Source organism: Moritella sp. 28 (assembly GCF_018219435.1).
Taxonomy (GTDB): domain Bacteria; phylum Pseudomonadota; class Gammaproteobacteria; order Enterobacterales; family Moritellaceae; genus Moritella.
Genome location: NZ_CP056121.1, coordinates 2,300,096 through 2,318,012, shown reverse-complemented (window position 1 = coordinate 2,318,012; position 17,917 = coordinate 2,300,096). Strand labels below are relative to the sequence as shown.

Annotated in this window: 13 protein-coding genes; 6 read left to right on the top strand and 7 right to left on the bottom strand. The window is 39.1% G+C overall.

The window, feature by feature from the left end; translation table 11 throughout:
• The first annotated feature begins 207 nt into the window (after nt 1–207).
• Nucleotides 208–924, top strand: coding sequence for an MOSC domain-containing protein (locus HWV02_RS10325; RefSeq protein WP_211690415.1), 717 nt, complete (start codon nt 208–210; stop codon nt 922–924).
• Between the two features lie 100 nt (nt 925–1,024).
• Here HWV02_RS10325 and HWV02_RS10320 read toward each other — a convergent pair whose 3' ends face one another.
• Nucleotides 1,025–2,476, bottom strand: coding sequence for an SPOR domain-containing protein (locus tag HWV02_RS10320; protein ID WP_211690414.1), 1,452 nt, complete (start codon nt 2,474–2,476; stop codon nt 1,025–1,027).
• A gap of 554 nt (nt 2,477–3,030) precedes the next feature.
• On the opposite strand from HWV02_RS10320, the gene sbcB reads away from it, so the two are divergent.
• Nucleotides 3,031–4,473 carry an exodeoxyribonuclease I gene (sbcB, locus tag HWV02_RS10315; RefSeq protein WP_211690413.1) on the top strand — a complete coding sequence of 481 codons (1,443 nt, stop codon included), beginning with the start codon at nt 3,031–3,033 and terminating at the stop codon, nt 4,471–4,473.
• A gap of 103 nt (nt 4,474–4,576) precedes the next feature.
• Here sbcB and HWV02_RS10310 read toward each other — a convergent pair whose 3' ends face one another.
• The gene (locus HWV02_RS10310) at nt 4,577–6,514 is read right to left on the bottom strand and encodes an AsmA family protein (RefSeq protein ID WP_211690412.1); all 1,938 of its coding nucleotides are present in this window, start codon (nt 6,512–6,514) and stop codon (nt 4,577–4,579) included.
• A 606-nt stretch (nt 6,515–7,120) separates the two neighbouring features.
• Between HWV02_RS10310 and HWV02_RS10305 the strand changes: the two genes are divergently transcribed.
• Entirely contained in the window at nt 7,121–8,530 is a 1,410-nt protein-coding gene (locus tag HWV02_RS10305; protein WP_211679562.1) for a YjiH family protein, read from the top strand.
• Nucleotides 8,531–8,672: 142 nt separating this feature from the next.
• On the opposite strand, the gene dcd is transcribed toward HWV02_RS10305, so the two are convergent.
• The 3 genes from dcd to apbC form a co-directional block, all read right to left on the bottom strand.
• A complete protein-coding gene (gene dcd, locus HWV02_RS10300; RefSeq protein WP_211679561.1) occupies nt 8,673–9,275 on the bottom strand; it encodes a dCTP deaminase in 603 nt (200 codons plus the stop codon).
• 231 nt (nt 9,276–9,506) lie between these two features.
• A complete protein-coding gene (gene udk, locus HWV02_RS10295) occupies nt 9,507–10,151 on the bottom strand; it encodes a uridine kinase (RefSeq protein ID WP_211690411.1) in 645 nt (214 codons plus the stop codon).
• Between the two features lie 109 nt (nt 10,152–10,260).
• The gene (apbC, locus tag HWV02_RS10290; protein ID WP_211690410.1) at nt 10,261–11,337 is read right to left on the bottom strand and encodes an iron-sulfur cluster carrier protein ApbC; all 1,077 of its coding nucleotides are present in this window, start codon (nt 11,335–11,337) and stop codon (nt 10,261–10,263) included.
• A 203-nt stretch (nt 11,338–11,540) separates the two neighbouring features.
• Between apbC and metG the strand changes: the two genes are divergently transcribed.
• From metG to cdd, 3 genes are all read left to right on the top strand, one after another.
• Nucleotides 11,541–13,604: a methionine--tRNA ligase gene (metG, locus tag HWV02_RS10285; protein WP_211690409.1), complete on the top strand. Its 2,064-nt coding sequence runs from the start codon at nt 11,541–11,543 to the stop codon at nt 13,602–13,604.
• A 111-nt stretch (nt 13,605–13,715) separates the two neighbouring features.
• Nucleotides 13,716–14,906, top strand: a complete 1,191-nt coding sequence (locus tag HWV02_RS10280; protein ID WP_211679557.1) for a class I SAM-dependent methyltransferase — start codon at nt 13,716–13,718, stop codon at nt 14,904–14,906.
• Nucleotides 14,907–15,009: 103 nt separating this feature from the next.
• Nucleotides 15,010–15,924, top strand: a complete 915-nt coding sequence (gene cdd / locus HWV02_RS10275) for a cytidine deaminase (RefSeq protein WP_211690408.1) — start codon at nt 15,010–15,012, stop codon at nt 15,922–15,924.
• Nucleotides 15,925–15,997: 73 nt separating this feature from the next.
• Here cdd and HWV02_RS10270 read toward each other — a convergent pair whose 3' ends face one another.
• Nucleotides 15,998–16,837, bottom strand: a complete 840-nt coding sequence (locus HWV02_RS10270) for an isopenicillin N synthase family oxygenase (protein ID WP_211679555.1) — start codon at nt 16,835–16,837, stop codon at nt 15,998–16,000.
• A 277-nt stretch (nt 16,838–17,114) separates the two neighbouring features.
• Nucleotides 17,115–17,792 carry a thiol:disulfide interchange protein DsbA/DsbL gene (locus tag HWV02_RS10265; RefSeq protein ID WP_255550651.1) on the bottom strand — a complete coding sequence of 226 codons (678 nt, stop codon included), beginning with the start codon at nt 17,790–17,792 and terminating at the stop codon, nt 17,115–17,117.
• Nucleotides 17,793–17,917: the final 125 nt, after the last annotated feature.

Sequence of the window (17,917 nt, the reverse complement as noted above, 5' to 3'; positions counted from 1 at the left end):
TGCAGTTTCAGCTCCATTTAGACTAGACTAAATTAATTTTTTAGTGTTGGAAAAAGCTAAAAATAATAACATAATTTTTTTAACCTAATGAGTGCCGATTAAAATCTAGAAGCGATTATATCAGATGTTTCTGATTATCCTTGAGGTTTCGAGTTGCCTCTGTGAGAATGATCAAACTAAATTTTATTTATTAAAGGAAATGTGAGAATGCCTGACTCTTTATTACAAATCAGCCGTCAAACACACAAGGTTCAAATTTATATCGGTCAGGTTAAGCATCACTACGGTTTTGATTCTGCAATTGATAAAGAAACGGTCAACACCTGCATTTATCTTTCTGAACTTGGACTCGAAAACGATACGACTGCCGATAAAAAATACCACGGTGGTCTTGAGCGTGCTTTGCATCAGTACCCTGCCGAGCATTATTCATTCTGGCAGCAAGTATTTTCACCACGCAATAACAAGCAACCACGATTTGAAGCGCCCGGCATGGGTGAAAATATCAGTGCAATAGGTATGACAGAAGAAAATGTTTGTATTGGAGATCAATATCAATGGGGCGAAGCTATTATCGAAGTGAGTCAACCTCGCCTACCTTGTTTTAAATTAAATACCCGTTGGAATGTCTCCGACATTTCAGCTCAGATGCAAGCATTAAGCCGTTGTGGCTGGTTATATCGTGTTATCAAACCGGGTATGATCGCCCAAAGTGATGAACTACACCTCATTAAACGACTTGAATCTGCAACCACAGTTAAACAAGTATGTGAATTATTCTTTAGTGAGCCATTAAACAAAGCTAACCTAATTCGATTGATAGAAATGCCAGCGCTGACACCTATATGGGGTGAGGCCGCAAGCAAACGCTTAGAAACCAATACCGTCGAAAATTGGAACTTTAGATTACTCGATCATCCTTAACCACTAGAGAAGCAAGGTAGACAGTATTGTAACTCGCCATCTACCTGTGCTTAACTCAAACATGGATTAAGATCTTGCTATACTTCCGTGCCACGTAATTTTACTTAATAGCACTTTTCAAAATCGAATCAAAATCACGGATCCATGGGTAGTTCGTTTTCAGGCGAAGTGGTAAAACACTCATTGCAACCTGCGCCTCAGTAAAACTGGCAAAGTCACCGTAGTACAAATTATACCAATCACGCTGAATATGCAGGCTCTTATTAAAAGAAAGCAATTTTCCACTCAGCCCTATTTCATTTTGATTCACATAAGAAATTAAGTAGTTTTCGTCATAAGCACCCATCAACTGAATCGTATAATGAGCAGGATTACGCTGGGCTATCCAGCCGACATTATTGAGTGGTACTAACGATTGAGTTACTGCTCCATTTTTATTTCCTGGGCCTTCGACCTGAAACTTCAAGTCATCCATACCCGTTTTAACCGATGTGAGAGTCGCTGTGAGATGACCTAGCTGAGCAGTGCTCTTTTCTATTTGGGACTGTAATACTAAACGCTCTGCACTACGTCGTTCATCGATGGTTTCAACCTTGGCTTCGAGTTCAGCAAATTTTGTCTTCACATCTGCAACATCACCTATTAATTCGGTACCAATTTCTGACTGCAGTGCCGTTTCAGTTTTAATCTCGGTCACTGAGCTATTAAGCGTCGATAACGATGATGTCAATTCAGACAATTCAGTTTTTACAAACTCAGGGACAACGGTAGGATTCAGTTCAAGCAAGGTTATCGCAGAGGCCAGAGCAATAGTCACCCCAGTGCCTACACCCGCAACAACTTTAAACCCTTTGCGCGTGTAGCGCTTCAAGCTGCTCGCATTCAACTCGATGCTATAGACTTTATCAGCAAGATCGTTAACTTGGCCTTTCAGTGATTCATGTTCTTCGGATAATATGACAAGTGATTTTTTCTGATCTTGATGCAGCGCTTTCAACCCTTCCACTTGGGCTTTGTTCGCCTGAATTCTTTGATAGGATTCCCGTGTGTGAGCTTGCAGGACCTCGTCGGTATCATCGGCATTTTTTTCAAGTCGCTTTTGCATTTCTTCAAAAGCAGTTTGAACCGTGAACAAGCGCTTGAGCTGCTCACCCTGCTCAATAATGGATTCATTCGCATCCTCAAAACCGCCCGTTAACGCATTCAGTTTAGCCTGTATACGCTGTTCTAGATCATCCGATAACTTAACTTGTTCCAAGGTAGATTGACTTAAATTAGAACCTACACTTTCAATCTTCTTATCAAGTTTGGCGTTGCGACTTCGTAATGAACGAATAGTGGCTCCCAAGTCGTCTTGAGCTTCAGAGAAATCTTTAGTTAACGTGTCAAAATGGATTTCGAAATCACCCATTTTGCTATTAATATCCCTCGCAGAAAGTAATTTAGTGTCCTGATCAGGAAGCTCAATAATGCGTGAGTCATCTTGACCCGATATTACAGGTTCTTCTATTGTCACGGATTCAGGGGAATCGAATTTTTTTTCAGCAGACATGGTAAACCTCCAACCTTGGAAAATAAGTCATTTTATGAATATTTAATATTCGACATTTAAGGTAGGACCTCACCTACCTACAATAAAGACACTCGTAATCACACCCGAAGTACTTCAAAGTTTTGGCTATCAATACACCTTAGATTTATCCATTAACTGCTCAGGAATTTAAAATCTGAACCTTTTCTTCGTCGGCTTGTTACTCGTACCCTCGATCAACACTTGGCCACATCAACACTAGGCCAATAAATTAGAATATTCATCCAACCTTGGAGCCTATATATTACATCTCACAACCAAACATTTCGTATTAATGATTATTCTGAATAAGATTTCGGATCATTACCATCAAACATAGATTTACGACGCTTAATAACTTGCTCTCACGCTTCGCTTAGCTTAATCTCTGGATATCATCCTAGAGACATTCTAAAATCACTAGAAACGAAAATTAAACGTGATGTAAATTGTAATGCAAGTTTCTGAACCAACTCAGCATAACAATAAAAAATAAACATCTAATTAGATAAAAATGAATAAGTACAAGGCGTAGTATGGATAACAATTCAAACAAAACAGCAACAAATCAGCCGACTTTTTACTGGCATGATTATGAGACTTTCGGATTAAGCCCGTCACTGGATCGTCCTTCTCAATTTGCTGGTATTCGCACTGACATGGACTTTAACGTAATCGGCGAACCAGATATGTTTTACTGCCGTCAATCAGATGATTACCTTCCTTCGCCAGAAGCTGCCATGATCACAGGGATCACACCTCAAAAGACCCAAGCAGAAGGTGTAACGGAAGCAGAATTTAGTAAACGTATTGAAGCGCAGTTCAGCCACAAAAACACGTGTATCATTGGTTATAACAACATCCGCTTTGATGATGAAGTAACACGTAATATCTTTTACCGTAACTTCTACGACCCATACGCACACACCTGGAAAGATGGAAACTCACGTTGGGATATTATCGATTTAATGCGTGCTTGTTATGCGCTGCGTCCAGAAGGTATTATTTGGCCAGAAAATGACGACGGCCAGCCAAGTATGCGCCTTGAGCTATTAACCAAAGCTAATGGTATTGAACATGCCAATGCACACGATGCAACCTCTGATGTATATGCAACCATCGCGATGGCTAAGCTGGTCAAAGAAAAACAACCTAAACTATTTGATTTCTTATTTAACCTGCGCAGCAAACGTAAAGTTGAATCGCTGATTGATATCATCAACATGACACCATTAGTGCATGTAAGCGGTATGTTTGGTGCAGATCGCGGGTTCACTAGCTGGGTTGTGCCACTGGCTTGGCACCCTAGCAACAACAACGCGGTTATCGTGGCTGATTTAGCCCAAGACATTACGCCGTTATTAGAGTTAAGCGCGGACGAACTACGTGAACGTTTATATACACCAAAGAAAGACCTAGGTGAGCTAGCTCCTATCCCGCTAAAACTTATTCATATCAATAAGTGTCCAGTACTAGCTCCGGCTAAAACTTTATTACCTGAAAATGCAGAACGTTTAGGGATTGACCGCAACGCCTGCCTTGCAAACCTAAAACGTTTAAAAGAAAGCGCAACACTGCGTGAGAATGTTGTGGGTGTTTATCAAGTCGAACGTGAATATCCAAAATCAACCAATGTGGATGCAATGATCTACGATGGCTTCTTTAGTGCAGGTGATAAAGCAAACTTTGAAATACTACGCGAAACAACACCAGAGCAACTTGCAGGACTGCAACTGAAAGTCAGTGATGCGCGTTTTAATGAATTGTTCTTCCGCTATCGAGCACGTAACTTCCCGCATTTATTATCAATGCCAGAGCAACAAAAATGGCTTGATCATTGTCGCACAGTACTAGAAGACAGTGCGCCAGCCTATTTTGCACGTTTAGATGCATTAGCAATCGAAAACAGCCATGACGAGCGAAAAATGAAATTACTGCAACAATTATACCTTTATGGTCAGCAGATCATTGGCGGCTAAGTAAAAAATTAAAAATAGCGTATTAAAAAGCCTGTTAGTGATCTCACTAACAGGCTTTTAGGCTTAACTAACCAAACTTAAACTACTAATCTTAAATCTCAGATTAGAATAGCTTTTTCAAACCTCTAAATATTTCATTCTTAATCTTGTTCTTGTCTTCATCTGACCCAAGATACTTATCAATCAGTTTATCTTTTTCAAGCTCTATCACTTGTTTAGTAATATCACTAAAATCAAACTTGATACGTGGCGCTGCAAAGCTGCCTTTCACTTCAATAGGAAGACGTAAATCACGTACAGCCTTCATCGTTGAACTTGATTGACCACCAATGTTTTCAGCAAGCGAAGCACCAAAAGTAAAATCAAGCTTTTCACGCATCAGATCTGCATAGCCCTTGCCATTGACATTGATCGCAGGTGAAGCCAAATCGATTTTCGTCGATGTTAACTTACCGTCAGTGAGTTTAAAGTTTACAACCATCGCGCTGAAATCAGTCTGTTCACTTTGATCCGTATTATCGGCAGATTTCTTATCAAGCATAGCAATCGCTTTACGCACTTCTTTTGCTACATTAACCCCTAACAGCGCACCGTCAGAAAAGGTTGTATTAATCGTCCCTCTCGTCGCAGACTTAAGTTTAGTCATGGCTAAGCCTTTACCACTTAAACGCACGTCAACATCAACCAAACCCGTTAACAATTTTTTACCTGCAGCGATCGTGATCAATTGTTCTGACTGTACTTTTTCTAACGTACTATTCAAATTAAATGTAGCGGGTTTCTTGTTACTATCTAATAACGCTTTAACCATTAACTTCCCTTCATAAAGATCTGAAGATAATTTGGTTAACTGGAATACGCCGTCTTTTAACTCACTCTGAACCTTAACATTATCCAAGACATACTCGCCTTGTTTAATTTGAGTAATCGTCAATGACCCTTTTTGATTCACACTTGATAATGCACTCAAGTCAGGCTCTACGTCTGCAGCGGCTTTTTTACCCTGCTTATCTGTCGAGGTTTGAGTCACTTTTTTATTTGTGTCTGTCACTTTCGATTCAGTCTTTTTATCTACAGACTCAGTCTTAGGTAACCAATCATCAACAACAAGTGTATTCATGGCTAAGTTGTATTCAAGACTCGGTTTTGAAAATACATCAACAGACAGATCGCCAGTAATACTAAGTTCATCAACGTCTAATTTAAGTCCTGCCAATTTCATTTTTTTGTAAGCATTATCGTATGTCATGTCACCTTGCAATGAAATATTCATTTCTGGTCGCGGTAATAACTTGCCCGTTAACGCGAGTTTATTATCAAGCTGCGCTAATTTTATTTCATTAAATTGCTCGTCAATCGTTAATATCATGCTTGTTTTTAGTTTAGCCGTTAACTCATTGGTTCGGTAATTTGCAGCTAACGTAATCGCAACAGGTTTGGCAAAGGCAAACTCACCGACGGTTAAGCTACTGTCAGACAGTTTATGGTAGGTACCATCTTGACGATTATTCAATGATAATTGTGCGTTGGTTATATTCACCCCTTTAATCACAAACTTATATTCGCTCTTCGCAATTTCACCTTCTGGTGTGACTTTAATCGCTTGAATATCTTCGTTTGATAATGCCTTTTCTGGTGGTGATAATGTGGCAAGTAATTCATCCATGTTATTACGGCCATCGGCTAATGTTTCGACATTAACGGTTAGACCATCCACTTCCACATTTGTTACCACTATCGTTTTGGTAAAGAGTGACATCAATTCGACAGCGACCTGTACACTTTTAACTTCAACTTGTTTTGAGTCCGCATATTCATGCTTATTGAATAAGGTCACTTTACCTAGCTCAAAACCAATTTGTGGATAGAAAGTTAGATTTAAATTACCTTCAATTGTGACGTCTTGTTTAGTGAACTGCTTTGCTTGCGTAATTAAATTATCTTTAATTAACTCCTCATTAACTAAAAACTTAATTGCAATAAATCCCACGACGATAATAATCGCAATGAGCCCACTAATACCAAGAAGTATTTTTTTCATCCTGAAACCACCTTATAGAAATATATCTTAATCAGCTAAGACAACACATAGAAGATTATGTTTACACTATCGACTCTAAGAATATCATGTAATTACCAGAAACGCAGAAAGATAAACAATAAAACACCTAACATAGATAAAAGCTAAGCAAAGTACATTTAGATTATAGAATAGAACTCATTATATTCAGCGATGCGAAAAAACTAGCTTAAAAAAAGAACATAAAATCAACTTGGTTATTTACAAATTATTCACAAATACAGACAAAATACGAAAATATAATCACGTTTACTGCATATCTATTGATTTCCGATATATAAAACTAGAAAAATCACACTAATCAATATAATCAGCCTAAATCAAAATCTATTTATGTGACATTAAACACCTAAAGCAACATAAAAAATTTTATTTTCATGACAGCTGACACATGGTGTTAATAATATGTTTCTCACATGTATATTCGCAGTTACTATCTCCAGCAATTAAGTTTACGGCAATTAAAAACACCTAATCTTAAATAAAATGGAAGATGGAATACTTAGTGACAATACTGTTATACCGAACTGGTAATCAGTAATTAGTCCTATAAAAGGGAACAATTCAATGAAAGATAATAATATTTACGCGGAATCACCGCGTAATCTAAACAAAACAAACACAGATGCTCAGACACACACAGGTAATAAATCAATATTACGATTTTTACTGCCTTCATTAATCGGTTTATTTTTATTTATGACCCCGGTAACCTATGAAGGTGACATGACGATCCCCGTCGCATTGTTAGCAAAAGTATTAATGGCAGCACTGGACGGTTATTTGCTTCATATCATTACCGTCATCATTTCATTTATGGCGGTGGCATCAACATTAGCGGTTTTACTTAAGCCTAAGTTTATTACTCAGAGTAAATTCCTTCATGAGTTATTTATACCGACACCGCTTTGGCTAGCCGTTCGAATTATCAGTTGTGCGTTTACTATCGCGACTGTATATCAGATTGGTCCAGAGTATATCTGGAATGAAAATACCGGTGGCCTTGTGCTCAATGACTTACTGCCGACTCTATTTGCAGTATTCATCTTTGCAGGTCTGCTACTGCCTTTATTGCTTAACTTTGGGTTGCTGGAGCTGTGTGGTTCCCTATGTACAAAGATAATGCGCCCAATTTTCAATTTACCAGGACGTTCAGCGGTTGACTGCATCGCCTCTTGGTTAGGTGATGGCAGCGTAGGTATCTTACTGACCGATAAACAGTATCAAGAAAAATTCTATACTCAGCGTGAAGCAGCCGTCATTGGCACCACATTCTCGGCTGTATCGATAACATTCAGCCTTGTTGTTATCGCACAAGTGAATTTAGAGCAATACTTCTTACCTTATTACTTAGCAATTACATTATCGGGCATTGTTGCAGCGATTATCGTACCTAAATTACCGCCATTATGCTGGAAGAAAGATATCTATATCGATGGAACTGAAAAACACCATGATTTAGAGTCTATTCCAGCTAACCATAATGTTTTCTCATGGGGTATTGATCAAGCCATTGACAGAGCATCAAAAGTCACATCATACCGTGCTGTATTCATCGAAGGCCTAAAAAATGCCGCACATATGGTATTTGGTATTTTACCGGTAGTGATGGCAATAGGTACAATTGGTTTGTTAATCGCAGAATACACCTCGCTATTTGCGATTCTTGGTAAACCATTTATGTATTACCTTCAATTCATGAACGTACCAGAAGCTGCACTAGCATCTGAATCGTTAGTGGTTGGTTTTGCCGATATGTTTGTACCAAGTATTCTTGCTACGTCACTCGATAATGACATGACTCGTTTCATCATTGCGGGTGTATCAGTGTCGCAACTTATCTACATGTCAGAAGTCGGCGCATTACTGCTAGGCAGTAAAATCCCGGTTAACATCGTTGATTTGTTTATTATCTTCGTACTACGTACAATCATAACACTACCGATTATCACTGGTGTTGCACATCTTATCTTCTAATTACGACTAGCTAAGAAAACGAAGTAAAACCTAGACAAAAAAATGCCCATCACTTTAACGGTGATGGGCATTTTTGTATTTTAATTTAGTGAGATATTAACTGCTATACCAATTAGCTACTCATTATATTACTGAGTAACCATTATGCACTCTGATTGTCATTATCATCTTGGTTAATACGACTTGAATCAGCACCATGCTGGTTTTTGTACTTGGCATCTTTACGTTGATTGTAAGGACGTGCAGCAGGCGCGGTCAGTGTTTCAAAGTTTAACGCTGCAATAGTCATTTTCGGACGTAGTGCTAGCGGCAACTTACCACTGTTATAAAACTCAAGTACGATACGACCAGACCAGCCTGGGTCAATACGGTGTGCTGTTACATGTACCATAAGACCAAGACGCGCTAATGATGAACGTCCATCTAACCAACCAACGATATCTGCTGGTAACGTTACTTTTTCAAACGTCACAGATAAAGCAAATTCACCTGGATGTAAAATAAAGGCTTCACCGTCAGGCACTACAATTTCATCACTCATTACTTTATCAAGTTGGGTAGCCACTTCTTCTTTTGGACCACTCAAATCAATGTAAGGTGCGTTATGTGCTTGGAATACTCGGAATTCATGACCTAAAGTAACATCAACGCTTACGCCACTAATTTTACTTTGTTCAGGCCTTGGTTCTATCTCAATTCGACCATCATCTAAGTATTTTTCAATATCTGTATCGCACAGGCGCATGTTTTCTCTCTTTAATGGATGCTGTGTTATACCAATTACATTAAATAAGTGATCAATTATTTCGCTGGGAAAATTGACAATAACAAGGCGTTAATTACCGTAACTAGTTATTCTAATTACAAAATTAACAAGACTGTTAGTGTCTGTTTTAACCAGAAAGAATGATCATCTATTAATTGTGATTGGTATTAATTATAATGCTTTTCGCGTTGATACTACAAACTACTTAAATTAGTCGTTTAATAACTGACAAATTTTTGCTTTTAATGTATCAATCGCGAAACGATTCTTACCACCACGCGGAACAATAAGATCCGCATATTGTTTTGATGGCTCAATAAACTGTAAGAACATTGGACGAACCGTGTCATTGTATTGCTCAATTACCGATTCCATTGTTCTGCCACGTTCAGCAACATCACGCTGTAAACGACGTACAAAACAGATGTCTAACGGTGTATCCATAAATACACTTGCGTGAATAATGCTGCGGATAGCTGGATCTGTCAGTAACAAAATACCTTCTAAAATGATCACTTTTTTGGGTGTCAACTTAGTCGTCTCAGCCATACGCGTATGTTCTGTATAGCTGTACGTTGGAATTTCAACTGCTTTGCCGTCACTCAAACCCTGTAAATGACTGCACAATAATTTATGATCCATCGCTTGTGGATGGTCATAATTTGTTTTAACTCGGTCTTCCATCTCGAGGTGACTTTGATCACGGTAATAACAATCTTCAGTAATGACTGCAATTTGTGACTCGCTAAACTCTGCAACAAGTTCGTTGTAGATTGTTGAAGAAAGTAGGCTTTTTCCAGATGCAGAGGCACCTGCGATCGCGATGATCACACAAGAGTTAGATTTATTATTCATTTATAAAATGATCCGTTAGGGCTTAAGACTTGGTTATTATAGAAATTTATAGTCTGTCATTCTAGAGCAAACCGAAAAATACCTATAATAAGTTATAAAAGTACCTATATCACGTTAGCTTAATTGGTATCTCTGTTGATATTGTGTGCGTTTGAAAAAACATTTTACTGACAATATCATTCGCTAGTTGCGCATAAATAGCAGAGAATGCAGAATTAGGCTGTGCAGCTACTGTTGGTGTACCCGCATCTATATCCGCACGCAAGTCAATATGTAAAGGTAGTTGAGCCACACATTCGGTGTCAAAACGTGCGGCCATTTTAACCACACCACCCGTGCCAAAAATTGCTTCTTCGTGCCCGCAGTTACTGCAGATATGCGTACTCATGTTTTCGACAACACCCAATACAGGGACTTTCACTTGTCTGAACATGCTAATACCTTTGGCAGCATCAGCAAGCGCAACATCTTGTGGTGTTGATACGATCAATGCACCCGTTACTGGAATATTTTGACTCAAGGTTAATTGAATATCACCCGTACCCGGTGGCATATCAATAAATAGATAATCAAGTTCGCCCCAATGTGTTTCACCGAGTAACTGCATTAAAGCTTTACTTGCCATTGGACCACGCCAAATCATCGCTTGATCATTTAGTGCAATAAAACCAATACTATTAACCGCTAAACCATGGGCCTTAATCGCAGTCATGGTATTACCATCGTATGCTTCAGGGCGAGATTCGCTTACACCAAGCATGAGGGGAATTGAAGGACCATAGATATCCGCGTCCATGATACCGACTTTTGCCCCCATTTTAGCCAATGCGAGCGCTGTATTAACGGTTGTAGTTGACTTACCCACTCCACCTTTACCAGAGGCAACCGCAATCACATTTTTCACACCGTGAATAGCTGGCGCATCGTTACAACGGGCTAAGGTCGCAATATCTAATGTTATCATCCACTGAACGCTTTCCACGCCCTTCATGAGTGCTACTTTTGGTTCTAACTTGGTTTTAACTTCGCTTTCAAAATCCAACGATGGAAACGGTAACCGTATCTGGATCTCAACACAACCATTCTTGTTGGTAATTGTTTCTAATACATTACTGTCAGCAATATTTTTCAACCAATTTTTAGGTTGAAAAATGCCAACGAGCTGCGTGATCTTTGCTATATCCATAACCGCCTCTTGATTTGAGCTTGTAAGTGTTTAGCTTTTAAGCATTTATACTTTATTAATCTACTATATCAATGATAAAGCAAAGAATCACAAATAAATACGCTAAAAAACGCAGGGTTTTTAGCCTAACATCTATGCTTTAGAAGTCGTATCAGGTAACATCGGATAACTTTATTTTTCACCACAAGATGAATCAGATTTTTATGACATCAGAACGCAAAATCTTAGTAACAAGCGCATTACCCTATGCCAACGGTCCTATTCACTTAGGTCATATGCTTGAGTATATCCAGACTGACATCTGGGTTCGTTTCCAAAAGCAACGTGGTCACACATGTACATATGTATGTGCAGATGACGCCCACGGCACGCCAATCATGCTTAAAGCGCAAGAGCGCGGTATTACGCCGGAAGCAATGATCGCGCAGACTAAAATTGAGCATATGGCTGATTTTGCTGATTTCAATGTTGGTTTTGATAACTATCATTCAACGCACAGTGATGAAAACCGTGAACTTGCAAGCATGATCTACACGCGTCTACGCGACAATGGTCATATCAAAACACGTGTAATTTCACAGCTATTCGATCCTGAAAAACAAATGTTCTTACCAGATCGCTTTGTTAAAGGTATTTGCCCTGAATGTAAGAGTGAAGATCAAAATGGTGATAACTGCGACAACTGTGGCGCAACGTACTCTCCAACTGATTTAATCGCTCCAAAATCAGTCGTTTCAGGTGCAGAACCAATTCTTAAAGATTCAGAGCATTACTTCTTTGATCTACCTGCATTTGGCGATATGTTACAAGCATGGACACGCTCTGGTACATTACAAGACGAAATCGCGAATAAACTTGCTGAATGGTTTGAAGCTGGCCTTCAACAGTGGGATATCAGCCGTGATGCACCTTACTTTGGTTTCGAAATTCCTGATGCACCAGGTAAATTCTTCTACGTTTGGTTAGACGCGCCGATCGGTTACATGGGTAGTTTCAAAAACCTTTGTGATCGTAGTGATGATCTTGATTTTGACGAGTACTTCAAAAAAGATTCAACAACTGAACTTTATCACTTCATTGGTAAAGACATCGTTAATTTCCACAGCCTATTCTGGCCAGCAATGCTTGAAGGCACGGGTTTCCGTAAGCCAACAGCTGTATTTGCACACGGTTTTGTTACTGTAAACGGTAAGAAAATGTCTAAATCACGCGGTACATTCATCATGGCGCGTACTTACCTAGACAACCTAAATCCAGAATACCTACGTTATTACTACGCAGCAAAACTAAGCAACAAGATTGTGGATTTAGATTTAAATCTAGAAGATTTTGCACAACGCGTAAATTCTGACGTTGTTGGTAAAGTAGTGAATCTTGCAAGCCGTACTGCTGGTTTCATCTACAAACGTTTTGATGCAAAACTAGCAAGCGAAATTTCAGAACCTGAATTATTAGCTGAATTCGTTGCTGCTGGCGATACTATTGCTCAATATTACGAAACGCGTGATTTTAGCAAAGCAATTAAAGAAATCATGGCACTTGCTGATAAAGCAAATGCTTACATTGCAGACAAAGCACCGTGGCAACTTATCAAGCAAGAAGGTTGTGAAGCAGAAGCACACCTTGTTTGTACTATGGGTATCAACTTATTCCGTATCCTATCAGTTTACTTGAAACCTGTATTACCAGAAATGGTTGCTGAAGTTGAAAAATTCTTAAACGATGATTTTAACTGGGATAGCTACAAAACAGTATTAACAGACCACGAAATCAACAAGTTCAAGCCGTTAATGCAACGCGTTGAAATGGACAAAGTTGAAACTATGGTTGAAGCATCTAAGCAAAACTTAGTCGTTGCTGAAGAAGAGAAAGAAGAAGTTGTTGAGGAAACACCGCTTGATCTTGCTTCTGATAAGCACCTTAAAGATGAGCCAATTGGTGAAATGATCGCATTTGATGATTTTGCAAAAGTTGACTTACGTATTGCTAAAATTGTAAAAGCTGAACATGTTGAAGGCGCTAAGAAATTACTTAAGCTAACCTTAGATGTAGGCGGCGAAACGCGTCAAGTATTTGCTGGTATCAAATCAGCTTACGAACCAGAGCAACTTGAAGGTCGCTTAACGGTTATGGTTGCTAACTTAGCACCACGTAAGATGAAGTTTGGTATGTCAGAAGGTATGGTACTTGCTGCTGGCCCTGGCGGCAGCGATATTTTCGTACTAAACCCGGATGAAGGTTCTGAACCTGGCATGCGCGTAATGTAAGACGGTTTAGTCATAAAAATAGTGTTTCATCGCTATTATTATCACTAACTTTAAAGGGACTCACACTGAGTCCCTTTTTATCTATCTACTATAGAAGAATAAGAGATTTAAATGACAGCTCAAATTATCCTTGCTAAAGGCAAAGAAAAAGCACTTAAACGTAGACACCCGTGGATCTTCTCTGGCGCAGTTTCAAAAGTGAAAGGCGAAGCAACAGCTGGTGACACAGTTGATATCATGAGTGCCGGCGGTGAATGGCTAGCATCTGGTAGCTACTCTCCAGAATCTCAAATTCGTGTACGAGTGTGGCATTACGACCGTGGCGTAGAAATCGATCAAGCATTCTTTGAAAAGCGCATCAAACAAGCGCAATCATTACGTGATGAGTTAATCGAAGAAAAAGGCCTAACTGGCTACCGTTTAATCGCAGCTGAATCTGATAGCCTTCCAGGTATCACAATCGATCGTTACAACGATTTCTTAGTATGTCAGTTATTATCAGCAGGTGCCGATTTTCACCGTGACACACTTGTTGCAGCATTAAGCGTTCTTTACCCAGAGTGCAGCATCTACGAACGTTCAGATGTAGCAGTACGTAAAAAGGAAGGCCTAGAGCTAGTACAAGGTGTTCTTAAAGGTGAAGAGCCACCAGAAGTAGTGATCATTGAAGAAAATGGCGTTAAAATTGAAGTTGATATTAAAGGTGGCCACAAAACTGGTTTCTACCTTGATCAACGTGATAACCGTAAAGCAGCTGCAAAATATGCAAAAGGCAAAGACGTGCTTAACTGCTTCTCTTACACGGGTGGTTTTGGTGTTTACGCGCTACAAGCTGGTGCTAAGTCAATTACCAACGTAGATTTATCACAGCCTGCACTAGATATTGCTAAACGTAATGCAGAGCACAACAACCTTGACCTTTCAAATGCCTCTTTTGAACGTGCCGACGTATTCAAACTATTACGTAAGTTCCGTGAAGAAGGCCGTACATTTGATACGATCATTCTTGACCCCCCTAAATTTGCAGAAAACAAAGCGCAAATGAAAGGTGCTTGTCGTGGTTATAAAGACATCAACTTTGTGGCAATGCAAGTACTTAAGCCAGGCGGTACACTGTTAACATTCTCATGTTCAGGCCTTATGGAAGATGGTTTATTCCAGAAAATTGTTGCGGATGCAGCACTGGATGCTGGTCGTGATGCTTATATCGTTGAACGTTTATCACAAGCAGGTGACCACCCAACGGCTAGCTTCTATCCAGAAGGTTATTATCTAAACGGTTTAGTACTAAAAGTTTTATAATTTAGAGCTTTGATCTTGTAATAAATTGGATTTAGTTGCAAAGTGGCACTCAGATAGAATTTAATTCTCTATTCAGTGCCACTTTTTAATAAGGCCAATTTTTATGAAAAAAAATCTTCAAACAGCACTTTCCAGTTTACCGAAATCACTTCAAAGCCATGTTCTACCTATAATCTCTAAACCTGATTTTAAAGGTATAATTAGTGCTGCCGATGTCGACTTATTACAACTGCATTCAGCACTTGAAACACCTGAATTATTATTCAGTTTGTTACCCCTCGCTGCTGCCTATTCTGTTGCACCGATCTCTGAGTTTAATGTCGGCGCAATTGCACGAGCAGGATCTGGTAATCTGTATTTCGGTGCTAACTATGAATTTTCGAATCAAGCATTATTCAACAGTGTTCATGCTGAACAAGCCGCTATCAATAATGTATTTAGTCACCATGAAACAGAAATTTTAGATATTACAATTACCGCAAGCCCCTGTGGTCACTGCCGCCAGTTTATGAATGAATTAAGCTGTGCTAACGAATTAATTGTGAACCTTGAAGCCAGCGGTAGCAAACCACTGTCAGCCCTATTACCTGATTCATTTGGCCCAAGTGACTTAGGTGTAACCTCTCCCCTCCTTACTGCAGAAGCGGTATCGTTGACACTTAGTAGCGACTCAGCATCCGCAATTAGTGGTCATAACTCAACACTTACTGAGGTCGCACTTCAAGCAGCAAATACAAGCTATGCACCCTACAGCCATTGCCATGCTGGCATCGCGTTAAGAACAACATCAGGTACTGTAATTACAGGTCGTTACATTGAAAATGCGGCATTTAATCCATCGCTATCACCACTGCAATCCGTGTTAATTAATTTGAATTTAGCGGGATTTGAATTGGCCGATATTGAGGCGATGATCTTGGTTGAAAAAGCAGAGACTAAGATGAGTCATGCACAAGCAACACAAGTACTGGTATCTGAAATAGGCGTAGTGAACTATCAATACTTATTAGCAAGTTAAACAATAAACGAAAACATCAACTATCCGAGCAATACTTGATGTTTTCGTTATTAAATACTTTTAGTCTAGAATGTTAAAGAACACCTAGCTCACGCAGTCTTTCTGTTAAGTATTCACCTGCGGTATAACGCTCTGATAATACAACCTCTGAATTAGGGTGTAAAAATAGCGGTAGCGAAACACGCGCTTTAGTCATATCAGCACCTTCAGGGTTTATCACTCGGTGCGTTGTCGATGGAAAATACCCACCCGATGCTTCTTGCAACATGTCACCAATGTTAATAATGATGTTACCAAAATCACTTGGTACATCTAACCAGCTACCATCTTGTTTCTGTACTTGTAAACCTGGCTCATTAGCAGCAGGTAAAACTGTTAACATGTTAATATCTTCATGTGCCGCTGCTCGAATAGCACCCACTTCTTCATCGCCCGTCATTGGAGGGTAATGCAATACGCGTAGTAGCGTAAGCGAGCTTTCTTCAACCATTTTTGACAATGGCATGCTGTATGTGGCAGACACATCGGCAGGTGAAAATTCTTCAACCCAATCAAGTAGCTCAGCGGCAAGTGCATTTGCTTGCTCGTAATACGCTAGAATATTTTCTTTTAATGACTCAGGAATACGGCCCCAAGTATATACATGGAAATATTCTTTAATATCTTTAACACTGTGGCCTTTTGCTGTTTCAGAAACAGTTGCAGGGAAAAAACCATCTTGCGTTTCTGGTTTAAACAAGAAATCATGTTTTTCTTCTGTTTCGAAAAACGCTTGCCATTCAGTATAAATAGTTCGAACTAATTCCGGATTAATCGGGTGATTAGTTAATACACCAAAACCTGTTTCACGAAGCGATTTTACAAACGCTTCAGCGCTGTTCTCTGCGCGGTAATCAATTGCTGCTAATGTCATTGCATATACTTCTCTGTTTAATTATTACAGAGAATAATAAAATTCATTAAACATAATGTCTACTGTTATCAACCATTTTTACCATATTATTTATCAAATGAACTACAATAGTACCTGCTTGCCGTCACAAACAATACTATTAACCTTTGAATGAAAGTCGATATAAAAACACATAATATACAACCATTCGATATTTAACCCTGAAAAAATACAAAAAAAAGAGCCACATAAATGCAACTCCTCAGTATTGATATCTGTTATATGATGTAATTAAAGGCTATTGCTCTAAAGTATTTAAGTAAGAAATAGTCGCAGCCAGCTCTTTTAATGTTTTATGCGCACCAGAATTAACTAAGTACTTACCTTTTACTAAGAAAACAGGTACAGATGCAATATTAGCGTTAGTCACAACCTTTTCTGCTTTAACCATTTGCTGATATACCGCTTCATGTTCAGCTTCGTTTAAATCGATTGGGCTCTTCATGTTATATTTTTTAAATATGGCTATCATCTGTTCTTTTTTCTGTGCTGGCGTCATATGTTCAGCAGGTTCTTCATTCTTTTGACCTTCACCATGATCATGATTATCCGCACCCGTACCAGTTTGCGTATAAGTAAACAGATCAGCCATCATCTCTGAACTCGGTTTACCACCATTTTGATTTGCTGCTGCATAATAAACATAAGCCGAACGTTGCGCACTTTCATTAAACGTTACGTGGGTTTTGGCAAAATCGATTTTGGTCATATCTTCCATTACAGGAATCATTGTTTCCATGTTCTTACAATTGCCGCACGCAAGGGAAAAAATCTCTACAACATCAGGCAAATCAGACATAGGCGTCGGGATAATGGTATATTCGCTCCCTTCTTTTGGACTATTGTCCTCACTGCAGCCAGCAAGCGCAAACAAAGAAACAAAAACGAATAATAACGGCTTAAAGATAGATTTCATAATAAATAGGGGACCATAAGTTGGAAATTTTTAGAGCCTACAATGGATTATTATCAGTGTCGAATAATATTACTTAGCTTTACTTTCGGTATGATATTGATCAATTAAGTGACGCCATAACGACT

Excerpts from the sequence above, each read along its gene's own strand:
- HWV02_RS10325 (WP_211690415.1), top strand. The coding sequence starts at position 208 with ATGCCTGACTCTTTATTACAAATCAGCCGTCAAACACACAAGGTTCAA.
- HWV02_RS10320 (WP_211690414.1), bottom strand. The coding sequence starts at position 2,476 with ATGTCTGCTGAAAAAAAATTCGATTCCCCTGAATCCGTGACAATAGAA.
- sbcB (WP_211690413.1), top strand. The coding sequence starts at position 3,031 with ATGGATAACAATTCAAACAAAACAGCAACAAATCAGCCGACTTTTTAC.
- HWV02_RS10310 (WP_211690412.1), bottom strand. The coding sequence starts at position 6,514 with ATGAAAAAAATACTTCTTGGTATTAGTGGGCTCATTGCGATTATTATC.
- HWV02_RS10305 (WP_211679562.1), top strand. The coding sequence starts at position 7,121 with ATGAAAGATAATAATATTTACGCGGAATCACCGCGTAATCTAAACAAA.
- dcd (WP_211679561.1), bottom strand. The coding sequence starts at position 9,275 with ATGCGCCTGTGCGATACAGATATTGAAAAATACTTAGATGATGGTCGA.
- udk (WP_211690411.1), bottom strand. The coding sequence starts at position 10,151 with ATGAATAATAAATCTAACTCTTGTGTGATCATCGCGATCGCAGGTGCC.
- apbC (WP_211690410.1), bottom strand. The coding sequence starts at position 11,337 with ATGGATATAGCAAAGATCACGCAGCTCGTTGGCATTTTTCAACCTAAA.
- metG (WP_211690409.1), top strand. The coding sequence starts at position 11,541 with ATGACATCAGAACGCAAAATCTTAGTAACAAGCGCATTACCCTATGCC.
- HWV02_RS10280 (WP_211679557.1), top strand. The coding sequence starts at position 13,716 with ATGACAGCTCAAATTATCCTTGCTAAAGGCAAAGAAAAAGCACTTAAA.
- cdd (WP_211690408.1), top strand. The coding sequence starts at position 15,010 with ATGAAAAAAAATCTTCAAACAGCACTTTCCAGTTTACCGAAATCACTT.
- HWV02_RS10270 (WP_211679555.1), bottom strand. The coding sequence starts at position 16,837 with ATGACATTAGCAGCAATTGATTACCGCGCAGAGAACAGCGCTGAAGCG.
- HWV02_RS10265 (WP_255550651.1), bottom strand. The coding sequence starts at position 17,792 with ATGAAATCTATCTTTAAGCCGTTATTATTCGTTTTTGTTTCTTTGTTT.